Source organism: Natronosalvus halobius, from assembly GCF_024138145.1.
GTDB classification, from domain to species: domain Archaea; phylum Halobacteriota; class Halobacteria; order Halobacteriales; family Natrialbaceae; genus Natronosalvus; species Natronosalvus halobius.
The window spans coordinates 2,972,368-2,992,361 of the sequence record NZ_CP099997.1 but is presented as its reverse complement, the minus strand read 5'-3'; the positions used below and the strand labels follow the sequence as shown (position 1 = coordinate 2,992,361).

The 19,994-nt window shown below is 67.4% G+C and carries 16 protein-coding genes; 6 read left to right on the top strand and 10 right to left on the bottom strand.

The genetic code is table 11. The features are described from left to right. Window positions 1–19 precede the first annotated feature (19 nt). Window positions 20–433, bottom strand: coding sequence for an Lrp/AsnC family transcriptional regulator (locus NGM15_RS14585; protein ID WP_253432438.1), 414 nt, complete (start codon window positions 431–433; stop codon window positions 20–22). A gap of 102 nt (window positions 434–535) precedes the next feature. On the opposite strand from NGM15_RS14585, the gene carA reads away from it, so the two are divergent. After that, window positions 536–1,615, top strand: a complete 1,080-nt coding sequence (gene carA, locus NGM15_RS14580) for a glutamine-hydrolyzing carbamoyl-phosphate synthase small subunit (RefSeq protein WP_253432436.1) — start codon at window positions 536–538, stop codon at window positions 1,613–1,615. A gap of 135 nt (window positions 1,616–1,750) precedes the next feature. Further along, on the top strand, window positions 1,751–2,419 hold the full coding sequence (locus tag NGM15_RS14575) for a maltose acetyltransferase domain-containing protein (protein ID WP_253432434.1): 669 nt from the start codon (window positions 1,751–1,753) through the stop codon (window positions 2,417–2,419). Here the strand turns inward: NGM15_RS14575 and NGM15_RS14570 are convergent, their stop codons facing one another. The 5 genes from NGM15_RS14570 to NGM15_RS14550 all read right to left on the bottom strand — a co-directional run bounded on the left by NGM15_RS14570 (window position 2,420) and on the right by NGM15_RS14550 (window position 8,679). Next, window positions 2,420–4,255, bottom strand: a complete 1,836-nt coding sequence (locus NGM15_RS14570; protein ID WP_253432432.1) for a DUF7519 family protein — start codon at window positions 4,253–4,255, stop codon at window positions 2,420–2,422. Then, entirely contained in the window at window positions 4,252–5,529 is a 1,278-nt protein-coding gene (locus tag NGM15_RS14565; RefSeq protein ID WP_253432429.1) for a DUF58 domain-containing protein, read from the bottom strand. Before NGM15_RS14565 ends, NGM15_RS14570 begins: the two co-directional genes overlap by 4 nt. After that, entirely contained in the window at window positions 5,526–6,221 is a 696-nt protein-coding gene (locus tag NGM15_RS14560) for a DUF7269 family protein (RefSeq protein ID WP_253432426.1), read from the bottom strand. Before NGM15_RS14560 ends, NGM15_RS14565 begins: the two co-directional genes overlap by 4 nt. After that, window positions 6,218–8,062 carry an ICP22 family protein gene (locus NGM15_RS14555; protein ID WP_253432424.1) on the bottom strand — a complete coding sequence of 615 codons (1,845 nt, stop codon included), beginning with the start codon at window positions 8,060–8,062 and terminating at the stop codon, window positions 6,218–6,220. The genes NGM15_RS14560 and NGM15_RS14555 overlap by 4 nt, the downstream gene beginning before the upstream one ends. Before the next feature lie 119 nt (window positions 8,063–8,181). After that, window positions 8,182–8,679 carry a TRAM domain-containing protein gene (locus tag NGM15_RS14550; protein ID WP_253432421.1) on the bottom strand — a complete coding sequence of 166 codons (498 nt, stop codon included), beginning with the start codon at window positions 8,677–8,679 and terminating at the stop codon, window positions 8,182–8,184. 214 nt (window positions 8,680–8,893) lie between these two features. Between NGM15_RS14550 and NGM15_RS14545 the strand changes: the two genes are divergently transcribed. From NGM15_RS14545 to NGM15_RS14535, 3 genes are all read left to right on the top strand, one after another. Continuing rightward, a complete protein-coding gene (locus tag NGM15_RS14545; protein WP_253432418.1) occupies window positions 8,894–9,685 on the top strand; it encodes an electron transfer flavoprotein subunit beta/FixA family protein in 792 nt (263 codons plus the stop codon). Further along, window positions 9,682–10,641, top strand: coding sequence for an electron transfer flavoprotein subunit alpha/FixB family protein (locus tag NGM15_RS14540; RefSeq protein ID WP_253432416.1), 960 nt, complete (start codon window positions 9,682–9,684; stop codon window positions 10,639–10,641). The genes NGM15_RS14545 and NGM15_RS14540 overlap by 4 nt, the downstream gene beginning before the upstream one ends. A gap of 202 nt (window positions 10,642–10,843) precedes the next feature. Further along, on the top strand, window positions 10,844–11,788 hold the full coding sequence (locus NGM15_RS14535; RefSeq protein ID WP_253432413.1) for a formyltetrahydrofolate deformylase: 945 nt from the start codon (window positions 10,844–10,846) through the stop codon (window positions 11,786–11,788). 61 nt (window positions 11,789–11,849) lie between these two features. Here NGM15_RS14535 and NGM15_RS14530 read toward each other — a convergent pair whose 3' ends face one another. Next, window positions 11,850–13,250, bottom strand: coding sequence for an MATE family efflux transporter (locus NGM15_RS14530; RefSeq protein ID WP_253432410.1), 1,401 nt, complete (start codon window positions 13,248–13,250; stop codon window positions 11,850–11,852). Between the two features lie 393 nt (window positions 13,251–13,643). On the opposite strand from NGM15_RS14530, the gene ilvA reads away from it, so the two are divergent. Continuing rightward, window positions 13,644–14,855 (top strand): threonine ammonia-lyase, encoded by a 1,212-nt coding sequence (gene ilvA, locus NGM15_RS14525; RefSeq protein ID WP_253432407.1) that lies wholly within the window; start codon window positions 13,644–13,646, stop codon window positions 14,853–14,855. A gap of 50 nt (window positions 14,856–14,905) precedes the next feature. On the opposite strand, the gene NGM15_RS14520 is transcribed toward ilvA, so the two are convergent. The 3 genes from NGM15_RS14520 to NGM15_RS14510 form a co-directional block, all read right to left on the bottom strand. Further along, a complete protein-coding gene (locus NGM15_RS14520; protein WP_253432404.1) occupies window positions 14,906–17,407 on the bottom strand; it encodes a methyl-accepting chemotaxis protein in 2,502 nt (833 codons plus the stop codon). Continuing rightward, window positions 17,404–18,684, bottom strand: coding sequence for an ABC transporter substrate-binding protein (locus tag NGM15_RS14515; RefSeq protein WP_253432401.1), 1,281 nt, complete (start codon window positions 18,682–18,684; stop codon window positions 17,404–17,406). The genes NGM15_RS14520 and NGM15_RS14515 overlap by 4 nt, the downstream gene beginning before the upstream one ends. Before the next feature lie 167 nt (window positions 18,685–18,851). Beyond that, complete coding sequence (locus tag NGM15_RS14510; RefSeq protein ID WP_253432398.1) at window positions 18,852–19,847, bottom strand: radical SAM protein; 996 nt, start codon at window positions 19,845–19,847, stop codon at window positions 18,852–18,854. Window positions 19,848–19,994: the final 147 nt, after the last annotated feature.

The following is a 19,994-nucleotide window of genomic DNA, read 5'->3' as shown; positions in this document are numbered from 1 at the left end:
CCCACCTTCTCCTCGAGACTCAGCCCAGTTTTTCCTCGAGGATCAGCCGCGTCTTCGTACTCACGACCTCCTCCTGCTCGCGCGCCTGCGTGATGAGTTCGTTGACGCTACGCGTGTCGGCGGCGTCGACGACGAGCACGATGTCCTGTTCGCCCGAGACCTGCCAGACGAAGTCGACTTCCGCCCACTCGGCCATGCGCTCGGAGACGCTCGCGGTGTCGACGTCGACGGCGACGCTGACCTCGATCATCGCCTTGACGTTCCCCGTGCGCGTGGTGACGGTGAATCGTTCGATCACGCCGTCGGCGTTCATGCGTTCGACGCGGTTTCTGACGGTCCCCTCGCTCGTTCCAACCTCCTCGGCGATCTCCGTGTACGGCGTGCGGGCGTCTCGCCGGAGGATGTTCAGGATGTGTCGGTCGAGATCGTCCATCGAGATCTAGCCCTACGGGCAGCGCCTACTTGGTGATTACGAATTTCGTAACTTCGCTTCGAAGACAACACTTATGGTGGACGGTACAATACGTATCTCGTAATGAACCCGGCCTACGTTGCGCTGGAGAGCGGTCACGTACTCGAGGGACGTGCTCGTGCTCCGGGTACCGCACGCGGGGAACTGGTTTTCACAACAGCATACACCGGCTACGAGGAGAGTCTCACCGACCCCTCCTACGAGGAACAGATCCTCACCTTCTCGTACCCGCTGATCGGCAACTACGGCGTCCGCGAAGAGCGCTTCGAGTCCGATCGAATCCACCCGCGAGCCGTCCTGGCCCGCGAGCTCACCGACGACGTCGCCGAGTGGCTCGCGTCCGAGGGCGTTCCGGCCGTCGACCACCTCGACACTCGCGACGTCGTCACCGACGTCCGCGAGGGCGGCGCCATGAAGTGTGGCATCGCCGTCGGCGAAGACGTCACCCCAGACGACGCCCGCGCGGAACTCGAGCAGTGTGAGGCGATGAGCGACCACACCGAGATCGGCGCACAGGTCAGCGTCGACGAACCCGTCGTCCGCGGCGTCGACAACGACGGCCCGACTGTCGCGCTCGTCGACTGCGGCGCGAAGGGATCGATCGTCGACTCGCTGGTCGCCCGCGACGCCACGGTTCACGTCGTCCCACACGACGCGAGCACCGCCGACGTCGAGGCCGTCGACCCGGACGTCCTGTTCGTCTCGAACGGTCCCGGCGACCCGGTCAACTTCGAGGCCGCGATCGACCTCGTCCAGGAATTCGTCGAGGACACGCCCGTGGCCGGCATCTGCCTCGGCCAGCAGATCGTCGCCGAGGCCCTGGGCGGGGCCACCGAGAAGATGACCTTCGGCCACCGCGGCGTCAACCAGCCCGTCCTGGACCTCGAGTCCGGCCGGGTCGTGATGACGACCCAGAACCACGGCTACACGGTCGCCGAACCCGGCGACCACCTCGAGGTCACCCAGATCAACGTCAACGACGACACGCCCGAAGGTCTCGACGGGATCGAGTACGACGTGCTCACCCGTCAGTACCACCCCGAAGCGAACCCCGGCCCCGAGGACACCCTCAACTTCTTCGACGACGTCCTCGCGATGGCGACCCCTCGACGCTCCCCTCGTGCGATCCCGGCTGACGACTGAGCGAACGCGTCAGCCGTAGGCCGGTTCGTCCCCGCCGAACCGATCACGACTCACGACGATCGTATTCTGATCTCCGACTCACCGTACACGGACACCGTATTCCGGTCAGCGTCGAACCGACGTCCACACGACAGTATGTCCACTGAAAAACGAAAGATGATAGCCGGGGAGCTGTACGACCCCGCCAACCCCGAACTCGTTGCCGAGCGCGAGCGCGCTCGAGCGCTCACGCGTCGCTACAACCGGGCAGGCGAGAGCGGTGGCAACGACGGTAACGACGACAGTGACGGCGACGACGACAGCGACGGTGACAGCGACCACCGACGACAGATACTCGAGGAACTCCTCGGATCGATCGGCGGCGAGTGCCGGATCGAGCCACCCTTTCGCTGCGATTACGGGTACAACGTCCACGTCGGCGAGGACTTCTTCGCGAACTACGACTGCGTCGTCCTGGACGTCTGTCCCGTGGAGTTCGGCCGAAACTGCCTGCTCGGGCCCGACGTCCACGTCTACACGGCGACGCACCCGCTCGAGGCCGCCGCGCGACGCGAGAGCCTCGAGTACGGCAAGCCGGTCGCGGTCGGCGACGACGTCTGGATCGGCGGGCGGGCGGTACTCACCCCTGGCGTGACGGTCGGCGACGGCGCCGTCGTCGCGGCCGGCGCGGTCGTCGTCGACGACGTGCCGGCGGGCGTCGTGGTCGGCGGGAATCCCGCGCGGGTGATCAGGGAGGTGCCGTCGGCGGAGGGAGTTGAAGCGAACGAGGGCGGAGACGGAGACGAGGCAGAAGAAGAAACGTAATCACTTGCGAAGGACCAGGGCGACCAGCACGACCGCCAGCAGCGCCGCCCCCAGCGCCGCCGCCGCGAGCCGTCGATCGACGACGAGGACGTCGCTCGCCGCCCAGCGGTAGAGGCCGACGGTCCCGAGTGCGACCGCGCCACCGGTCGCGACCGCGCTGAGCGCGTGGACGAGTTCGGCCCGCATCGTCGCCGCGTCCCGCCCGAGTTCGGCGCGGAGCCCGTCCGCGTACTCGCCGACGTCCCAGACGACGAACGCGCCGGCGGCCGTCCAGATCGCTGCCTCCGTCCGGCCGATGACCACGAGCGAACCAGCGAGACCGAGAATCGCCATCGCTGCCAGCGCCGAACCGACCGCCCGCGGCGGCAGGAGGCGAATCGCTCGAAGCAACGAGACCGTCCCGAACAGCGACGAGAGCATCCCCAGCGCAACGAGCAGGACGGCGACGACGAGCGCGATCGGCGGGAACTCGAGCAGCAGATCCGCGACCACCTGCGGTTCGATCTGGCGAACCAGGGCCTCGAGGGACGCCTCGACGGCAGGCGTGGCGAGCACCGACGCGAACACGAGCGTCAGCACGACCCCGCCGACCATCGGAGCCGCCAGTCGAGCGAGTACCACGGCCAGGCCGCGCCGTAGCGCCCGCCGAGACCACTCGAGGGCGGCCACGAGCACTGCGACGGCGAGGACGACGAGAAACAGGGTTCGAAGCTCCCGCGCGACGACGATCGCGGCCAGCGCCTCGCCTGCCGGTGCCGGTACGATTGTCGCGAGTTCCCGAGGCGAAAGCGGAACGTCCGAGAACTGCTCGAGCAGCGCCGGAAGCATCACGACCCCGGTGAGACCGACCAGCGTCGCACGAATCGCGATCGAGTTGCCGCGGCGAACGTCGCCGACGACTCGCGAGACGGTCTCGCGCCGATCGGGCGGGACGAGGCGTTCGATCGGGACGTAGCCGACCGTCACGAAGACGGTCGCGGCGGTCGCCAGGACCAGCCCGAAGAACGAGACGGTCGCCAGAGTCTGGCCTGGCTCGAGGAGGACGCCACTGGCGACCCCCGTCACTTCGGCAACCGCCGGCCCCACACGCTCCCTGACGCCGGCCTCGGGGAGCACGCGAACGACGACCACGGCCACGACCCCGAGTGCGGCGAGCATCGCGCCTCTGGCAGCCGCATGGACCCCGCCGTCGCCCAGTCGGTCCCAGGACGCCAGCGTCCCGGCGAGGGCGGCGACGACGAGCGACCAGACGGTCACCGCCGCGAACGGGCCGAAGCCGGCGACGCCGACGGCGAACGCCCAGGCGACCGTCACGGGAACGGCGACCAGGACGGCCGCGGGGACGGCGAGCGCCCCGCCGACGGCGCGACGAACTGGGCGATCGCTCCCGAGCAAGGTGGCGACCAGCGCCGCGCCGACGCCACCGACCGTCGCGACGGCCGCGAGACGGGTGCCGATCAGGGACCCGCCGACGGCGAGACAGATGGCGAGCGTGAGCAGGAGGGTCGCGACGTCGCTCGTCGTCGGCTGCGTCAGGGCGCTTCGAACGGCCCCGAGTAGGGCACTCGTTCCACGTTTCCCGGCCGCGCTCGCGGCGGTTCGGGCCGACTCGAGGCGCGAGTGGACGCGCGTCCCGTGATTGCCGCCCGAGACGACGCTCGAACTCGACCTCGTAGCCGAACCTGGACTCGTATTCGGATTCGAACGCGTATTGCCGACTCGAGGCGACGTACCTGGTTCGGCCCCGCCATCGGTCCGTGTGCGAGAGCCGCCTCCAGCGGCAGTCCCGTTTCGGACGGTTTCATCCGCACTCGCGTCCGGGTCGGACACCGTCATCGAGCACCCCCCATCGCACGGATCGCCCGGGCCAGCTCGACCGACAGTGGGTCGGCCAGGTCCCAGTCGACGACGACGGAGCCGAGTCCCCGCAGGTCGTCGACGCGATTCCGGCGTTCGATGCCGGCGATCGCCGTTCCTGACGACCGCTCGCCGCCGGACACGCTGGTCGTCATGTCCGGGCTCACGACGGTCACCGTCCGTCCACGGAGACGGAGCTGTTCGACCAGGTCGACCGCCGCGTCGTCCGTGAGTGGGCTACAGAGGACGACCTGCGCGTTGCGAGGGAGGCGCGTCTCGAGGTCGGTCGCCAGCGTCCCACCGTCGGCGGCGAGGCGGGTGGGGGCGCCATCGCCACCGGCCGACTCGCCGACCGCGTCGTCCACGCGCCGACGAACGTCGTCGCCCCCGCCGGGGTCGACCCACACGTCGTCCGCGAGCGTCGCGAACCCGGTTCGGTTGCCGTCCTGGAGGGAGGCGAGCACGCCGCGCGAGGCGGCGTACAGCGTCAGGTCGTGCGAGTCGGGGCCGCCAGAGCGCGACTCGCAGTGGACGCCGGCGCGGTCGTCGACGAGGAAGACCATCGTGACGGCGCGTTCCTCGCGGTGTTCGATCGTCGCGAGATCGCCCGTCCGGGCGAGGCGGTGCCAGTCGATCCGGTTGATCGGATCGCCGTGGCGGTACTCCCGGGCCGCGTAGAACTCGATCCCGCTCCCGCCCTCGTCGGTCGGCGTCCGCCCGACGAAGCGGATCGTCCGGTCGCGAACGGCGAACGAGTCCAGGAGCGTCTCGCAGGTTAGCGAGCCGTCGCCCCCAGCGTCGGGCTCGAGCGTCTCGAGCGCACTCGCGGCCAGGTTCCGGACGCGAACGCGGGGCGTGCCGAACGCGTACTGACCCCGGGGCGGCAGCACCACGTACTCGTGGCTGACGGTTTCCCCGGGTCGGATTGCGGTCGCGAACGCACTCGATCCGTCGACCACCGGCACGTTCTCGGGGACCGCATCGACGACTCGCACGTCAGGGAGCACCTGGTCGCCCTCGTTGGTCACCGAGAGGGTCACGCAAACCGGCTGGCCGGGCCGCGGTCGATCGTCGTCGAGGGTTCGCTCGACGGCGATGTCGGTCGACGGGGCGCCGCTCGCGACGCCGACCAGGACGTACCCCAGCGGAACGACGGCGACCACGAAGAGTGCGGGCGCCCCCAGCACCACGGCGAGGAGACAGATCGCGAGGGCGACGACGACCGCACCCTGCCAGCGGGGAACGCGGCTCATCGCGAGCCCTCGCGTCGTTTGCCTTCGATCCCCGCCCTCACAGGGCGCTCCCGAATCGCCTCGACGGCCTCGATCGCGTGCTCGAGCCCGCGCGTGAAGGGATCGGCCGTACTGCAGAGGTCGATCAGCCAGAGCGACAGCGGCGTCGACGGGCCGTCCTCGTCGGCGAGGAAGGCGGCCGCCCGCTGGTCGTCAGTCCAGGTACCCGCCCGGATCGCCGCCAGCGCGTCCGCCCGGTCCAGCCCGGCGCGAGTCGCGTAGGTGTCGGCCGCGACCAAACGAAGCGCGTCGACGAGTTCCGTTCGAGCTCGTTCGCGAACCGAACGGGGCTCGTCGTCGTACGCCGTCGCGCGGTCGATCCAGTCGTCGTAGACCGCACCAGCGAGTCGGGACGAGGTATCGGACAGCGAGCGAGCGCCGGCGAACGGCTCGGTCGAACTCGCATCGAGTGGCCGCGGCGCGTCGACCCGGAACCGGCCAGCAGCCGTGATCGTCGGGGCGACGACCAGGAGGACGAGCGCGAACGCCAGCACCAGGTGGGTCGGGTCCAGCGTCGAGAGCGCCGCCTCGAGTTCGGGAACCGCCTCGAGCACCGTCGCCGGGCGGTACAGCAGGCCCGTACCGAGTGCGAGCAGTCCGGTCGCGAGGGCGGTTCCGGCGAGCAGACCGAGCGTCGACGGGCGACGGCTCACGGGTCACCCGTCGAGTTCTCGCTCTCGTCACCGTTCGCGTCGTTCGTTGCATCGTCCGCCGATTCGTCGCTCGTTGCGTCGTCCATCGACTCGTCGTCCGCCGCCAGCGACGACCGAATCGTCGCTCGAGCGGCCGTCGTTCGCTCGAGTCGCCGTTCCGGATCCCGTCCACCGTACTCGACGTCGCGGAAAGCGTCCGTAATGGTGTCGACCGGTTCGACCGGCACGCCCCGGGCCTTCGCCCCCTCGGCGACGTCCGTGGGGGTCGCGACCCGCACTCGGGACACGGTCGATATCGTGGCCACGTCCGCGAACGCCTCGCGGATGCGCACGCGAGCGGTCGGTCGGTCGCCTGGCGTGGCGGTCCCGGCGTCGGTTCCGGTCGCCTCGTCGCCGACGAGCGGGAGCGACGCCCGTACGGACCGAGCTTTCGTCCTCACTTCCGCGAGGATCCCGGCAACCGCTCCGAAGAGGAGTCCCGGCAACTCGGCGATCGATCGAAGTCCGCACAGCGCCGCGTAGGCCCGCTCGAGTGCTCGCGAGCAGGCGACGACGACGCCCATCGCGAGCGCCAGGAGGCGGCCGGGGAGCGCTCGAAGCGTCGCGATCGGGTCGTCCGTTCGCAGGAAGACGTAGCCGACGACGACCGCCAGCGCGACGGCCAGGAGCGTCAGTATCGGTCGCTCGCCAGCCGGCCCCAGCGAATTTTCGAGCGAGTCGGTCACGCTGTTCGTGTCTTCCTTGGCGCTATCCGATTCTTCATCTTCTGCGCCATTTGTCTCGTCATTCGAAGCGTCCGAAGCGTCCGAAGCGTCGGTAGCGCCGGTGGCGTCGCTCGCGCTCGAGTCTTCGGTTCCGCCCGACGTCTCGGGGTCCGACTCGCCGCTGCCCCGACTCGCGTCCAGGTCGTCGGTCGAGCCGTCGTCGGGGACAGCGCCCTCGTCCCACGCCTCGTCGCCGGCGTTCGCGTCGAACCCGTCGCCCGAGTCGGGTTCGTCGCCCGTACTCGAGCCATCGGTCGCCTGGTCGTCGCCCCACGGGGACTCGCTATCGAGGCTCCCACCATCGCGGCTTTCGCCATCGAGACCCCCATTAGAACCGGTTACCGTCGTCTCGCCGCCGGCCCCATCGCCCTCGAGCGAAATCGACCCGGCGCGCTGGTCGGTCACGAGGTCGCCGTAGCCGCCCTCGAGTCCGTTCGCCGAGGTCGGCACGTCGAGCAATCCGCCGGACGTCGTCGGCTCGTCGCCCATCCCAACCGCGTCTTCGGGAGCGGTTCCCTCGAGATTCTCGGGGTCGTCGTATGCACTCGGCTCTAGGTCCCCGGGGTCGTCGTACGCGCCGGGATCGGAATCGGCGGCACCGGCGGCGAAATCGCCCGGCGAGCCACCGATAGCGGCGTAGATGCCCGCGAGTCCGAACAACGCGTCGCTCACGACGGGATTCGTCAGGAGGTCGTGCTGGCCCTCCATCGCCGAGAGGGCCGCTGCCTGTACGAGTTGGTTGTCGAGGGCGCCAGCACCAGCACCGCCACTGGCGCCAGCTCCTGTACCAGCACCGGAACCCCCCGTTCGAAGTCCGTCGCCGTCCGCGCCCGACGCTCCGAGTTCGTCAGCCCGTCCAGCGAGGTCGCCATCGCCCTCCGCGGCCGCCTCGAGCATCGCCTCCTGGATCGCCCGGTCGCGCTCTGCGCTCGTCTCACCGTCGCCGAGCGCGGTCGCCACCGGGGAGTCCGCGGCGAGCATCGGCATCGCGCTCGCGGCCAGGACGATCCCGCCGATGGCACAGCCGACGGCGAGAACGGCGAGGAGGCGAGGTGCTCCGTCCGATCCAATCGTCATTCACGTGTGACATACCAGCAGGTCTACTTACGTCTTATTGCAGTTTGCAGTGCGCAAGCGACGACCGAAGAATACGTGGCGGCGGCTCTACGAAGGGTCTGTCCACCCTGGCAGCCCGCTCAGGAGCCCCAGAAGTTCTCGCGACTGCCGAGTTGCTCGCGTCGTGGGCGACGCCCGCCCCGCTCGGAAGCGTCTTCCTCGTTGTCGGCGTCCGCCCCGTCGGCGTTCTCGTCGTCGTCATCGTCATCCTCGTCGTTATCCTCGTCCTCGGACTCCTCGGGCTCGAGCGGCAGTCGCTCGAGGACGTCGGCACGTGCGTGATTACTGTGGACGCGGGTGATTTCGGCCTTGACCCGGGCCTCCGGGAGGACGCCGTCGATCATGACGATGAACCCGTCCTCGGTTCGGCCGACGCCGGCGCCGCTCTCGTGCATGTCGACGACGTCGACGACCACTTCCTCGCCGGATTTGACCGGCTGGGTCTTGAGGTCCTGGATCGGCTGGTTGTAGTGGTTACACCACTCTTTGCCGCCGCGGTCGCCGTAGTGCGTACACCCCATTCCGCTGATTCGCTCGGAAAAGCTGGGGCAGTCGTCTGCGAGTGGACAGTCCGCCATGGACCCTAGTACCTGTGGTATCGTTAAACCGCTTCCGGAACCGGCTTCCGGAATCGAGACGAACGCCGGGAAAACCCACCGTAGACGCGTCCGGAAGCGTGATACTCTCGGTCGGTGAGAGACAGTCGCGAGTCCAGGCGAACCCGAATCAACTGAAGGTCCACGACGCGCGGTTTCGAAAACGTTTACGCCCGGGGGAGCACAACCAACGATGATGAAGGTACTCGTACCGGTCAAAGAGGTTGCAACCGTCGAAGACGAGTTCGAAATCGACGGCACGACCATCGACGAGCGGTATCTCGGCGCCGATCTCAACGAGTGGGACGACTACGCCATCGAGGAGGCCGTCCAGCTCGAAGAAGACGGCGTCGTCGACGAGGTCGTCACCGTCACCATCGGCGACGAGGAGACCGAACAGACCATCCGCCAGGCGCTCGCCAAGGGCGCCGACCGCGCCATCCGCGTCTGGGACGACGCCCTCGAGGACGTCGACCTCCTGGACGTCGGTGCGAAGGTCGCCATCCTCGAGGCGGTCGTCGAAGCCGAGGATCCCGACCTGGTGCTGACGGGCGTCCAGTCGGGCGACGACAGCTTCGGTGCGACGGGCGTCGCCCTCGCGGAAGCCGTCGGCTACCAGTGGGGCGCCGTCGTCAACCAGCTCGACCTGGAGGCCGGGGACGAGACGGCGTCGGTCCACCGCGAACTCGAGGGCGGGATCGAGGAACTAACTGACATCGACCTGCCCGCCGTATTTACGATCCAGACGGGGATCAACGAGCCCCGCTACGCTAGCCTTCGCGGGATTCGGATGGCTCAGCGCAAGGACCTCGACCACCAGACGCTCGCCGACCTCGGTGTCGAGGCCGACGCCGTCGCGGGCGACCTCCGACTGACGGCGATGAACGAGCCCGAGAGCGAGAGCGACACCACCGTCTTCGAGGGAGGGGCCGACGAGACGGCTACGCAGTTAGCTGATCTCCTGCGGGAGAAGGGGGTGGCCCAATGAGCGCCGACGTGCTGGCCGTCGCCGAGCATCGCCAGGGCGACCTCCGGGACGTCAGCCGCGAGGTCGTCACCGCGGGCGCCGAACTCGCCGGCGAAACCGGCGGCGACCTCCACGTGGCCGTCGTCGGCGGCGACGTCGAGACCTTTGCCGACGCCCTGAATCTGGAGGGCGTCGACACCGTCCACACCGTCGCCTACGGCGAGGAGTTCAACCACGACGTCTACACGCAGGCCATCACCCAGCTGGCGGACGCGCTCGAGCCCGCCTACCTGGTGATGCCCAACAGCGTCAACGGGCTGGACTACGCGCCTGCGGTCGCCACGCGTCTCGATATTCCGCTCGTCACCGACGCCGTCGGCCTCGCGACCGAGGGCGACACCCTCGTCGGCACGCGCGAGATGTACGGTGGCAAGGTCGAGACGACCACCGAGGTCGACGCCGACAAGGTCGCCGTTACGATCCGCGGGGCCGAGTGGGAACCCACCGAGGCCGCGGGCGAAGCTGTGGTTGAGGCCTTCGAGGCCGACATCGACGAGGACGCCATTGGCTCCTCGGTGACGGGATTTGAGGAGGTTGCCGGCGGCGACGTCGACATCAGCGAGGCCGATCTCCTGGTCTCCATCGGACGCGGCATCGAAGAAGAGGAGAACCTGGACCTGATTCGCGAGTTGGTCGAGGCGCTGGACGCGACGCTCTCGTCGTCGCGACCGATCGTCGACGCGGGCTGGCTCCCGGCCAACCGTCAGGTCGGGCAGTCCGGCAAGGTCGTCACGCCCGACGTCTACATCGCCATCGGTATCTCCGGAGCGGTGCAGCACGTCGCCGGGATGAAGGGCTCCGACACTATCGTCGCGATCAACACGGACCCGAACGCGCCGATCATGGACATCGCCGATTACGCGATCCACGACGACCTCTTCGATGTCGTGCCGGCGCTGATCGAGCAGTTCTCCTGAGCACCCGCGCGAGCGGTGCGCGGTGCGGACGCGAGCGCGGTTTTTCGATCCACACTCACACCAGAGATTCTAGAGCAGAAACTCGAGTCCGCGATTCCACGTCACCTCGAACCGAATATTACGCGGATGGCAGGGCTTTTACCCACCCGTGGCATGAGCAAGAGGTGATGTCTACTGCACCTCTCGAGCGGTGGTGGTGTCGATGACGACCGATCTGACCGAGATCACGGTCGTCGGAGACGACGACACCGGGCTAATCGCCAACGTCACGACACTCCTGTTCGAGCGCGGGTGTAACATCGAGGACCTCGACCAGGCGGTTCGCGACGGCGTCTTTCGGATGAACCTCGCCATCGACACCTCCGGGATGGTCTGCACGGAGGCCAAACTCCGGGCAGATCTCGAGGACCTGGGCGACGACCTGGGACTGGACGTCCAGGTCCGGTTCCCGACCGACCGCGACAGCCAGCAGATCGCCGTCCTGGTCACGAAGGAGAGCCACTGCCTCGAGGCGCTGTTCGAGGCCTGGGCTAACGACCGCCTGGGCGCCGACATCGGCGTCGTGATCGGCAACCACGACACCCTCGAGCCCCTGGCCGACCACTACGACGTGCCCTTCCACGATGTCGGGACGGAGAACGGCCAGCAGGACGAAGAACACCTCCTCGAGTTGCTCGCCGAGTACGACGCCGACCTGATCGTCCTCGCGCGGTACATGCGGATCCTGAGCCCCAACGTCGTGTTCCGCTACGAGGATCGCATCATCAACGTCCACCCCTCCCTGTTGCCGTCGTTCCCCGGCGCCGAGGCCTACCGGCAGGCCATCGAGGAAGGCGTCCGTGTCGCCGGCGTCACCGCCCACTACGTTACGACGGACCTCGACCAGGGCCCGATCATCACCCAGCGGGCCTTCGACGTCCCCGACGATGCCGACCTCGCGGAGATGAAAGCCCGCGGGCAGCCACTCGAGGCCGAAGCGTTACTCGAGGCGGTCCAGCTCCACCTGAACGGCGACGTCTCGGTCCACCGCGGCCGGACGACGGTGCGGGAAAACGGCGACGCCTATCAGCTCGGATTGCCCAGGGAACTCGAGGACGTGACCCCCGACCGGCCGATCGACGGGATCACGAGCGCACTCGACGACTGAGGTTACGGCGAGTCGCGTTCGATTTTTTCGTCGCTCGCTCACTCGCCGTTCGTTCACTCGTTCACTCACTCGAGCGACTGCCACGTTCGGCCATCATCCGGGCCGCTTTAGCCGCCCAGTCGCGCTCGAGGTACGCCCAGGAGACGACACACAACGCCCAGAGGTAGTACAGGAAGACGCCGGCCGCGACGCCGAAGACGCCCCAGTCGAGCGAGATTGCGGCGACGTAGGAGAAACAGAGGTAGAACAGGAACAGGCCACTCGAGCGCGCCAGCAAGGGGTAGATCGTCTCGCTAGCACCCTGGAGCGCGCCCGCGATGGCGACGTAGACGACGAGAAACGGCGCGCTGAGGCCGTAGGCTCGAGCGAAGGTGACAGCGTGGTCGGCGGTTTCCGGATCGTCGGTGAAGATTCGGACGAACTGGGGCGCGAAGACCGCGAGGAACAGCCCGATGACGCCGACCGTCGCCAGTCCCAGGCCGGCGATCGCCCAGCCGTCGAACCGGGCCGTGTCCGGATTGCCTTCCCCGAGGTGCTGGCCGACGACGATGCTCGCAGCGACGTGGTAGCCCCGGGAGAGGGGACTCGAAATCTGTTGGTAGACCCGACGGCCGATCTGGTAGGCCGCGTTGGCCTCCGTGCTGATCAGGAGGAGGATCGAGTTGAACGGGAACTCGATGGCGGTCGCGATCAGGCCCTCGGCGATGCGCGGCGCGCTCACCGCGAGCAGTTGCTTCGCGATGATCCAGTCGGTGGGCCTGACGAGCGAACTCGCTCGCCACGGCCCCGCGAGTATCCCTAGCAATGCCAGCGCCGTGAACACGTTGGCACCGGCCGTCGCGAGGCCGACGCCGACGACCTCGAGGCGCGGAGCGCCGAGCAGGCCGAGTCCCAGCACGACCGACCCGGTCACGTTGAGGACGTTAGCGAGGACGTTGACGACCATCGGCGAGATCGTGTCGCCGGTCCCCTGGAGGGCTCTCGCGGCGATGATGCCGACGTGGCGGGCGGGCGCGGTGGCCATGATGATCGCGAGGTACACCGATCCGTACGTCACGACCGCCGATTCGGCGCCGAGAACCGCGATCGCGTACTCGCTGAGCAGGATGCCGAAGAGCACGAACGGGACGCCGGCGATGGCTCCGAGAAGGATCGCCTGGGTGATCGCCTCGTCACGGGTTTCGGTCGCGCCGCTGCCGGTGTCCTGACTCGAAAGCGCGATGGCGCCGCCGCCGAGGCCGAGGCCGATTCGGAGCGGCAGGCGAGCGTAGAGGTCCGCGAGGCCGATGGCAGCGATGGCGGCCGGCGAAAAGAGGCCGGTCACGATGATGTCGACGGTCCGCATCAGCGTCCGCGTCGTCTGCTCGGCCATGATCGGCCACGCGAGTGCGAGGACTCGTTTCCAGACCGAGAGCACCCGCTCGCGTCCCGATGGTTCACCGCCGGACCCACTCGCGCCCATATGGCCGAACCGTTTCCGGGGGCGTTTATACCTCCGAAAGGAGCAAGCTGCGCGAGTTTTAGTTCACGCGGTAGAAGTGGCAAGAAGGAGTATCTGACGTGTCACCGAGGCACGAACGACAACCGTCTGCTACCCGTCAGACGCCAGTTTCACCCCGCTCCCGTCTATCGATTACACTTTCGCTCCGGCTGCATGAGATTTATATATCTCCGGTCCTCCTATACAGTCGCACGTCACACGCCGTGCATACCCTGTATTCCCTGTCGTGCTGTCGCTTCTGACAGCACGTTTTCCACACGAGGCCAGCGGCGCTGTTGTCTCCGACCGGATCGGCGAACAGCTGGGCCGTCGCCAACAGCAATCCTTTACAATACTTGCCCGATACTCGCAGGTATGCTCGAGCTTGCCGACGTCCTCGAGGCCCGCGAACGGGTTCGAGAGACCTCGCGTCACACCCCGCTGACGTACTCACACACCTACTCCGACATGACCGGCGCGGCGATCCACCTGAAACTCGAGAACTTCCAGCGGACCGGCGCGTTCAAGATCCGTGGGGCGACCAACCGCATTCAGACGCTCTCGCCCGAAGAGCAGGCCGCCGGCGTCGTTACGGCCAGCGCGGGCAACCACGCCCAGGGCGTCGCGCTCGCGGCCACGCGGGCGGGCGTCGACTCGAAGATCGTCATGCCCGAACAGGCCCCGATCGCGAAGGTCAAGGCGACCCGGAGCTACGGCGCCGAGGTCGTCCTCGCAGGGGCCGACTACGACGCGGCCGCCGAACGCGCCCACGAGATCGAGCGTGAAGACGGCCGAACTTACGTCCACGCCTTCGACGACGAGTACGTGATGGCCGGCCAGGGGACGATCGGCCTCGAGATCCTCGAGGACTGTCCCGACGTCGAGACTGTGGTCGTCCCAATCGGCGGCGGCGGCCTCATCGCCGGCATCGCAACGGCCGTCGAGGCAAAACGGCCCGACGTCCGCGTCGTCGGCGTCCAGTCGGCAGGTGCCTCGAGCATCGCGGCGTCCCTCGAGAAGGGGTCGGTCGTCACCATCGACGGGGTCGACACGATCGCGGACGGGATCGCGACCAGGAGCGTCGGCGAAAAGACGTTCTCGGTCATCCAGGAGCGCGTCGACGAAGTCGTCACCGTCACCGATGAACAGATCGCGATGGCCGTCGCCCACCTCCTGGAGCGCTCGAAGACCGTCGTCGAGGGCGCGGGTGCCGTCCCGCTCGCGGCGATTCTCTTCGAGGCGTTCGACTACGACGACGGCGAGGTGATCGTTCCGCTCCTCTCGGGAGGGAACATCGACCTCAACATGCTCACCACGGTGATCGTTCGCGGGTTGATCGAAACCGGCCGCTACCTGAAGATCCAGACCGTGCTCAAAGACCAGCCAGGTGCGCTCGAGGAACTCCTGGCGATCATCTCGGGCCACCGCGCGAACATCTACGGGATCCAGCACGATCGCACCTCCAGGGACATCAAGATGAGCGACACCGAAGTCGAGATCGACCTCGAGACGCGCGGCCACGACCACGTCGAGGAGTTGCTCGCGGCCATCGAGAATCACGGGTACGCGGTCGAAGTCCTGGTATAGTCCCGAGAATCGAGCGTCGTCCGAGGAGGAAGTCGAAGCCGTTCCGAACCCTATTTAGTGTCGCCGAACGTGAATGTTCCCTCGGTGTCGGGCCCCGAGTCGTCTGCAGTTTCGCGCTCATCCTCGACGTCCTCGATGGTTTCGTCTTTGTCTTCGTCTCCGTCTCCACCCACCTGCACGGGTTCGTCACCAGTCGAGTCGTGGGGCGATTCCGTTGCCGACGCGTCGTCGAACTCGAGCGGCTCGTCCGACGCCGTCGATGCGTGGGCTGTATCGGAGTCCGGAAGGGCCCCAGCCCCAGAGCCGTCGATCCCGACGCCCGCACCATCCGTCTCGAAGCGCTCGAGGGCGGCGCTCAACTGGCTCGCCTGGTCAGTGAGCGAACTCGCGGAGGTCGTCACTTCGGAAATCGCGGAGGTCTGTTCCTCGGCTGCGGCGGCGACGTGCTGTGACTCGTTCGAGGTCGCCTGGGAGATCTCGGTTGCGTTCGAGACCATCGCTACGGCCTCCTGGGTCGAGGCCGCCTGTTCCTCAGTCGCCGCCGAGATCTCCTGGACGCCATCGTTCGTCCGCTGGGCGAACTCGGCGATCTCGTCGAGTGCCGTCACCGCGTTCTCGATCGACTCGCTGTGCTCGTCGATGCGCGTCGCCGTACCCTCGATCTGGGCAGCCGTCTCGTGGGTTTGAGAACTGATCGACTCGATGCGCTCCTCGATGTCCTCGGCCGTCTCCTTGGCGTCGGCGGCCAGTTCCTTGACCTGCGCGGCGACGACCGCGAACCCGCCGTCTTCGTCGCCGCTAGTTCCGCCGCGGGAGGCCTCGATGTTCGCGTTGAGCGCCAGCATGTTCGTCTCCCTGGCGATGTCAGAGATGAACTCGACCAGGTGGTCGATCTGGGCCATCTCCGCCTCGAGGGCGTCGATCGCCTCGACAGCCTCCTCGGACTCCGCCTCGATCTCGTCCATGCCGTCTTTGGCCGCCTGAGCGGCCTGCTTCCCGCGGCGGCCGGTTTCCGCCGTCCGCGCCGCGATGTCGGCGACCTCGTTCGAGGAGGCCGCGATCTCCTCGGTCGTCGTCGAGAGGCCCTCCATCTCCCCGGAGACGGCCTGCAGTTCCTCGTGCTGTCTGTCCGCACCGTCCGAAATCGCCTGGATCGACTGCGTGACCTGCTCACTCGCGGAGCGCACCTCCTCGCTCGAGGCCGTGACCTGCTCACTCGCGGTGGCGACCTCGTGGGCGAATCGCTTGACACCGTCGGTCGTCTCCTCGAGTTCCTCGAGCATTGCATTGAACGAGTGAGCGATGTCGGTCATCGCCTCGCTCCGGCTCTCGGGGTCGAGTCGTCGGGTGAGGTCGCCGTCGGCGGCCTCCTCCATCACGACGCGGTACTCGTCGGCTTTCGTCTCGAGGTGACGGGCCATCGCCTCGGATTCGGCGCGGGCTTTCTCGGCGTCCGTCCGCGCCCGCTCGGCCTCACGAATCTGCTCGCGAAGCGACGTTCGCATGCTGTCGAACGCCACGAACAGCTGTCCGATCTCGTCGACGCGGTTCGTCTCGAGGTCGACCTCGAGGTCCCCGCGTTCCATGTCCGCCGCTCGATCCCGGAGGCGCCCGAGCGGGGCGACCGTCTGCCGCCCGAGGACGACTGCGACGAGCCCCAGCGCGAGCAGGCTCACCAGGAGCATCGCGAGGACGTTCTGGCCCACGTCCGTTGCCACGCCGTAGGCCGCGTCGGTGGGCACGCTCGAGACGGCGACCCACTGAGTGTCAGCGACGGGGACGTACGCGCGGACGTAGTCGCCCTCGTTCTCGACCGTCATCCGTCCGCCGAGGGCCGCTTCGACGGCTTCCCCGTCGAGGTCGTCGCCGTCGAACGCGAGCGATCCCGGCGCCAGCACCCCGTTTCGGTCGCCGTCGACGATCATCGTCGTCGACGCCGCGCCGGGCTGGTCGAGCTGGTTGACGCGGTACTCGAGGGTGCCGATCAGCACCACCACGCGATCGTCGTCGCCAGCGACCGGGCTGACGAAGGCCATCACCTGATCGCCCAGAGCCTCTGACTCGTAGGCCTCCTCGGTGTTCCAGACCGCTTCCTCGTTGCCGAGTTCGCTCGCGAAGTCGGCGTCTGTCCAGGGCTCCGAGACCGACTCGAGGGAGACGTCCCGGTACTGGGAACTCGTGCTGGTCTCGATCGTTCCCGTCTCTGCGTTCACGACGTGGATCGCCCGGACGTCGACGGAGAGGCGCGCCTGCGATTCGACGATCGCCCCCTGCACTTCTTGCACGTCCTCGGAACGCAGGGTCTCGTCGGTCGAACTCGTTCGCGTCTGGACGCGCATCGACTCGACCCAGTCGCCGATCCCCTCCGCCTGCAACTCGGCCGTCGAGGCGAGCTGGTCGGTCGCGTCGTCGCGAACCGTTCGGTCGATCTCCGTGTAGCTGACCGCGCCGACGGCGCCGATCACGAGCGTCACGGCGAGAATCGAGATGACGAATTTGAGCAGGTACCGCCGGCGAATCGGGCCCGGAACGAGTCGCGAGAGACGGCTCATTCGAGACTCACCTCGTCCAGACTGGCGATGCCGCCGTCGGCACTTTCGTCGAACTCCCAGTACTCGAACGTCGCGTCCACCGTATCACCGTTCGTATCGAAGACCACGGAACTCGAGGCCCCCTGGTACTCGACGGGGTCGCCGGCGGCGGCTCGCTCGAGGCCGTCTGCGAGGCTCGCGGGCGTCACGGTCGTTCCGGACCCGCTCGTGACGGCGTACATCGCGCTCCGGATGGCCGTCCCGTCGTTCTGCCCGGCGTACGCGTTTGCGAGCAACAGCGCGGCCGACGCGTCGTAGGCGTGGGCGGTGAAGATGCCCGGATCGGCGTCGTAGGCATCCGTAAAGAGGTCGGCGAACTCGTCGGCGTACGGACCGGCCGAGAGCGGGGCCGTCCCCCGGATGCCGTCGAGGGAGTGATCGACGGCCTCGTGGAGCGTCGGATCCCGCATCCCTTCGGTCACCAGCACGTCTGCCTCCCCGCCGGCGTCGAAGAAGTTCGTGAGGATCCGCGCGCCAGTGAGCGGGTAGCCGATGAGCACCAGCAACTCCGTATCGTCGGCCTGAGCGGACTCGAGTTCGTCCTCGTACGATCGGTCGTCCCCCTCGTCCTCGAGGGGTTCGAACGGCACCCGGTTCGTCACCGTTCCGTCGTGTTCCGTCTCGAACGCCTGGGTGAACGCCTGACTCAACTGCCAGCCGTAGTCGTTGTTGACGTACAGGACCGCCGCGCTGTCGTGGCCCAGGTCGCTCGCAGCGCGTTCGGCGAGGACGACCGCCTGCATGGAGTCCGAGAGCGCCGTCCGAAAGACCAGCCCACCGTCGTTCAGCGACGTAATTGTCGGGGTCGTACTCGCCGGCGAGCAACAGACTGCCCGGTACGGAATCAAGACCTGCTGGGTCGCCTGCAACGTGACGTCTGAAGCGGCCGGTCCGTTCACCATCGGGTACCCCGCCTCGACGAGTTCGACGGCCCGCTGGACGCCGGTCACCTGATCGGCGGCGGTGTCGACGACGCTGTAGTCGACACCCATATCGACCGCGTCGGCGACCTGATCTGCAGGCAGGATCGCCGCGTCCCGAATCGGCTTCCCCACTGCCTCGAGGTCGCCCGTCAGTGGTTGCATCACGCCGAGTTTGATCGTTCGATCCGTTTCATCCTGGCTCTGGCCGTCGCTCGAGGGAACGAACTCGCGAACGTCGTTCAGGCAGCCGGCCAGCGCGGTCAGACTGCCGGCACCAACGGCAGCGAGCACCGCACGCCTAGGGGGTGAAGTCATACCGCTGTATTAGAGGTCATATTAATAATTGTTTATACAAACATTGGGGATATTACAGCAATTGTGAGATAACGAATGTATTTGTGAAGAGATATTACAGCAGTTGTTCAGCAAAGGTTCTGCACCGAAAAGCCGCTCACTTACGCCGCTCGCTCACGGGTCGAACACTACGCCAGCGGCGTCCGCTCGACTACCTGGCCGTCGTACGTCGGATACTGCTCGACGATCTCGCCGTCGTCGACGTCGCCCGCCTCGATCATCTCCTCGAGCAGCCACCAGGCGACTTCGACGTGGTTCGACTTCACGGTGTAGAACTCCTCGGGGACCCCGAGCGCCTCGAATCTCGAGGGGGCGGCCCGCGTCTTTCCATAAACGAGCGTCCCGTCGTCGGTGACGTCGTCGAATTCCCGGCGGACCGTGCGGGCCATTCGCTTGAGTCGCCGCCGGTGCTGGGCCGCGTCCTTGAACACCGAGGTGCAGAAGTAGACCTTCGGGTGATCGCCCATCACCTCCAGGATGCCGTCGCGGTCGTTGTCGACGGCGCTCATGTGCCCCTCTTTGAGTTCGAAGCCCTCCGCCTGCATCCGGCGGTAGTTGCCGTGGGACATCTCGAACTCGTTGACGTTACAGAAGTCGGCAGCGCCCTCGTCCAGAAAGTCGAGGAACTCCGTCTCGGGGCGAATGCCGGGGATCTCGAAGGCGGGGGTGAGCCCCTCCTCCCGGGCGACGTAGAGGATGTCCTCCCACTCGGTGCCGTGGAGGTCGCCCCACTGCTCGAGCGGTGGGTGGAATCGAATCTCGTCGAGGCCGGCCTCCGAGAGCCGTCGCATATTCTCTCGGCCCCCCGGAATGCCGGTGTAGAGGTGGGTGTGGTGGTCCTCGCCGAACTCGTCTTTCAGCAAGGAAAGGTAGTGGCAGGTTCGCTCGAGGGCCTCCTGGGGTTCGCCGCCGGTGATGGAGGTGCCGAGGGCGTCCATCCGGTGGGCCTCGGTGAGCACGTCCTCGTCGGACTCGACGAGGCGCTCGTTGGCGTAGACGTCCGTGACGTTCTTGCGGTTCTCGCCGAGCGGGCAGTAGAAGCAGTCGCGCTGGTCGCAATAGCCGTAGACGAACAGCACCATCTTGCCGCCTTTCGCACACTGCTCACAGCCCTTCGAGATCATTCAATAGCATCGGTTCGGTCTCGAGGGCCAAAAGCGGTGCGAATCGCCGCGTGCGAATTGTTCTCGTACGTTCTCCGTGGTCTTCCCCGATCGTCTCCATGAAGGGAGGCGAACGAACCGACAGGAGTTCCGGCCGGTGTCGAAGTA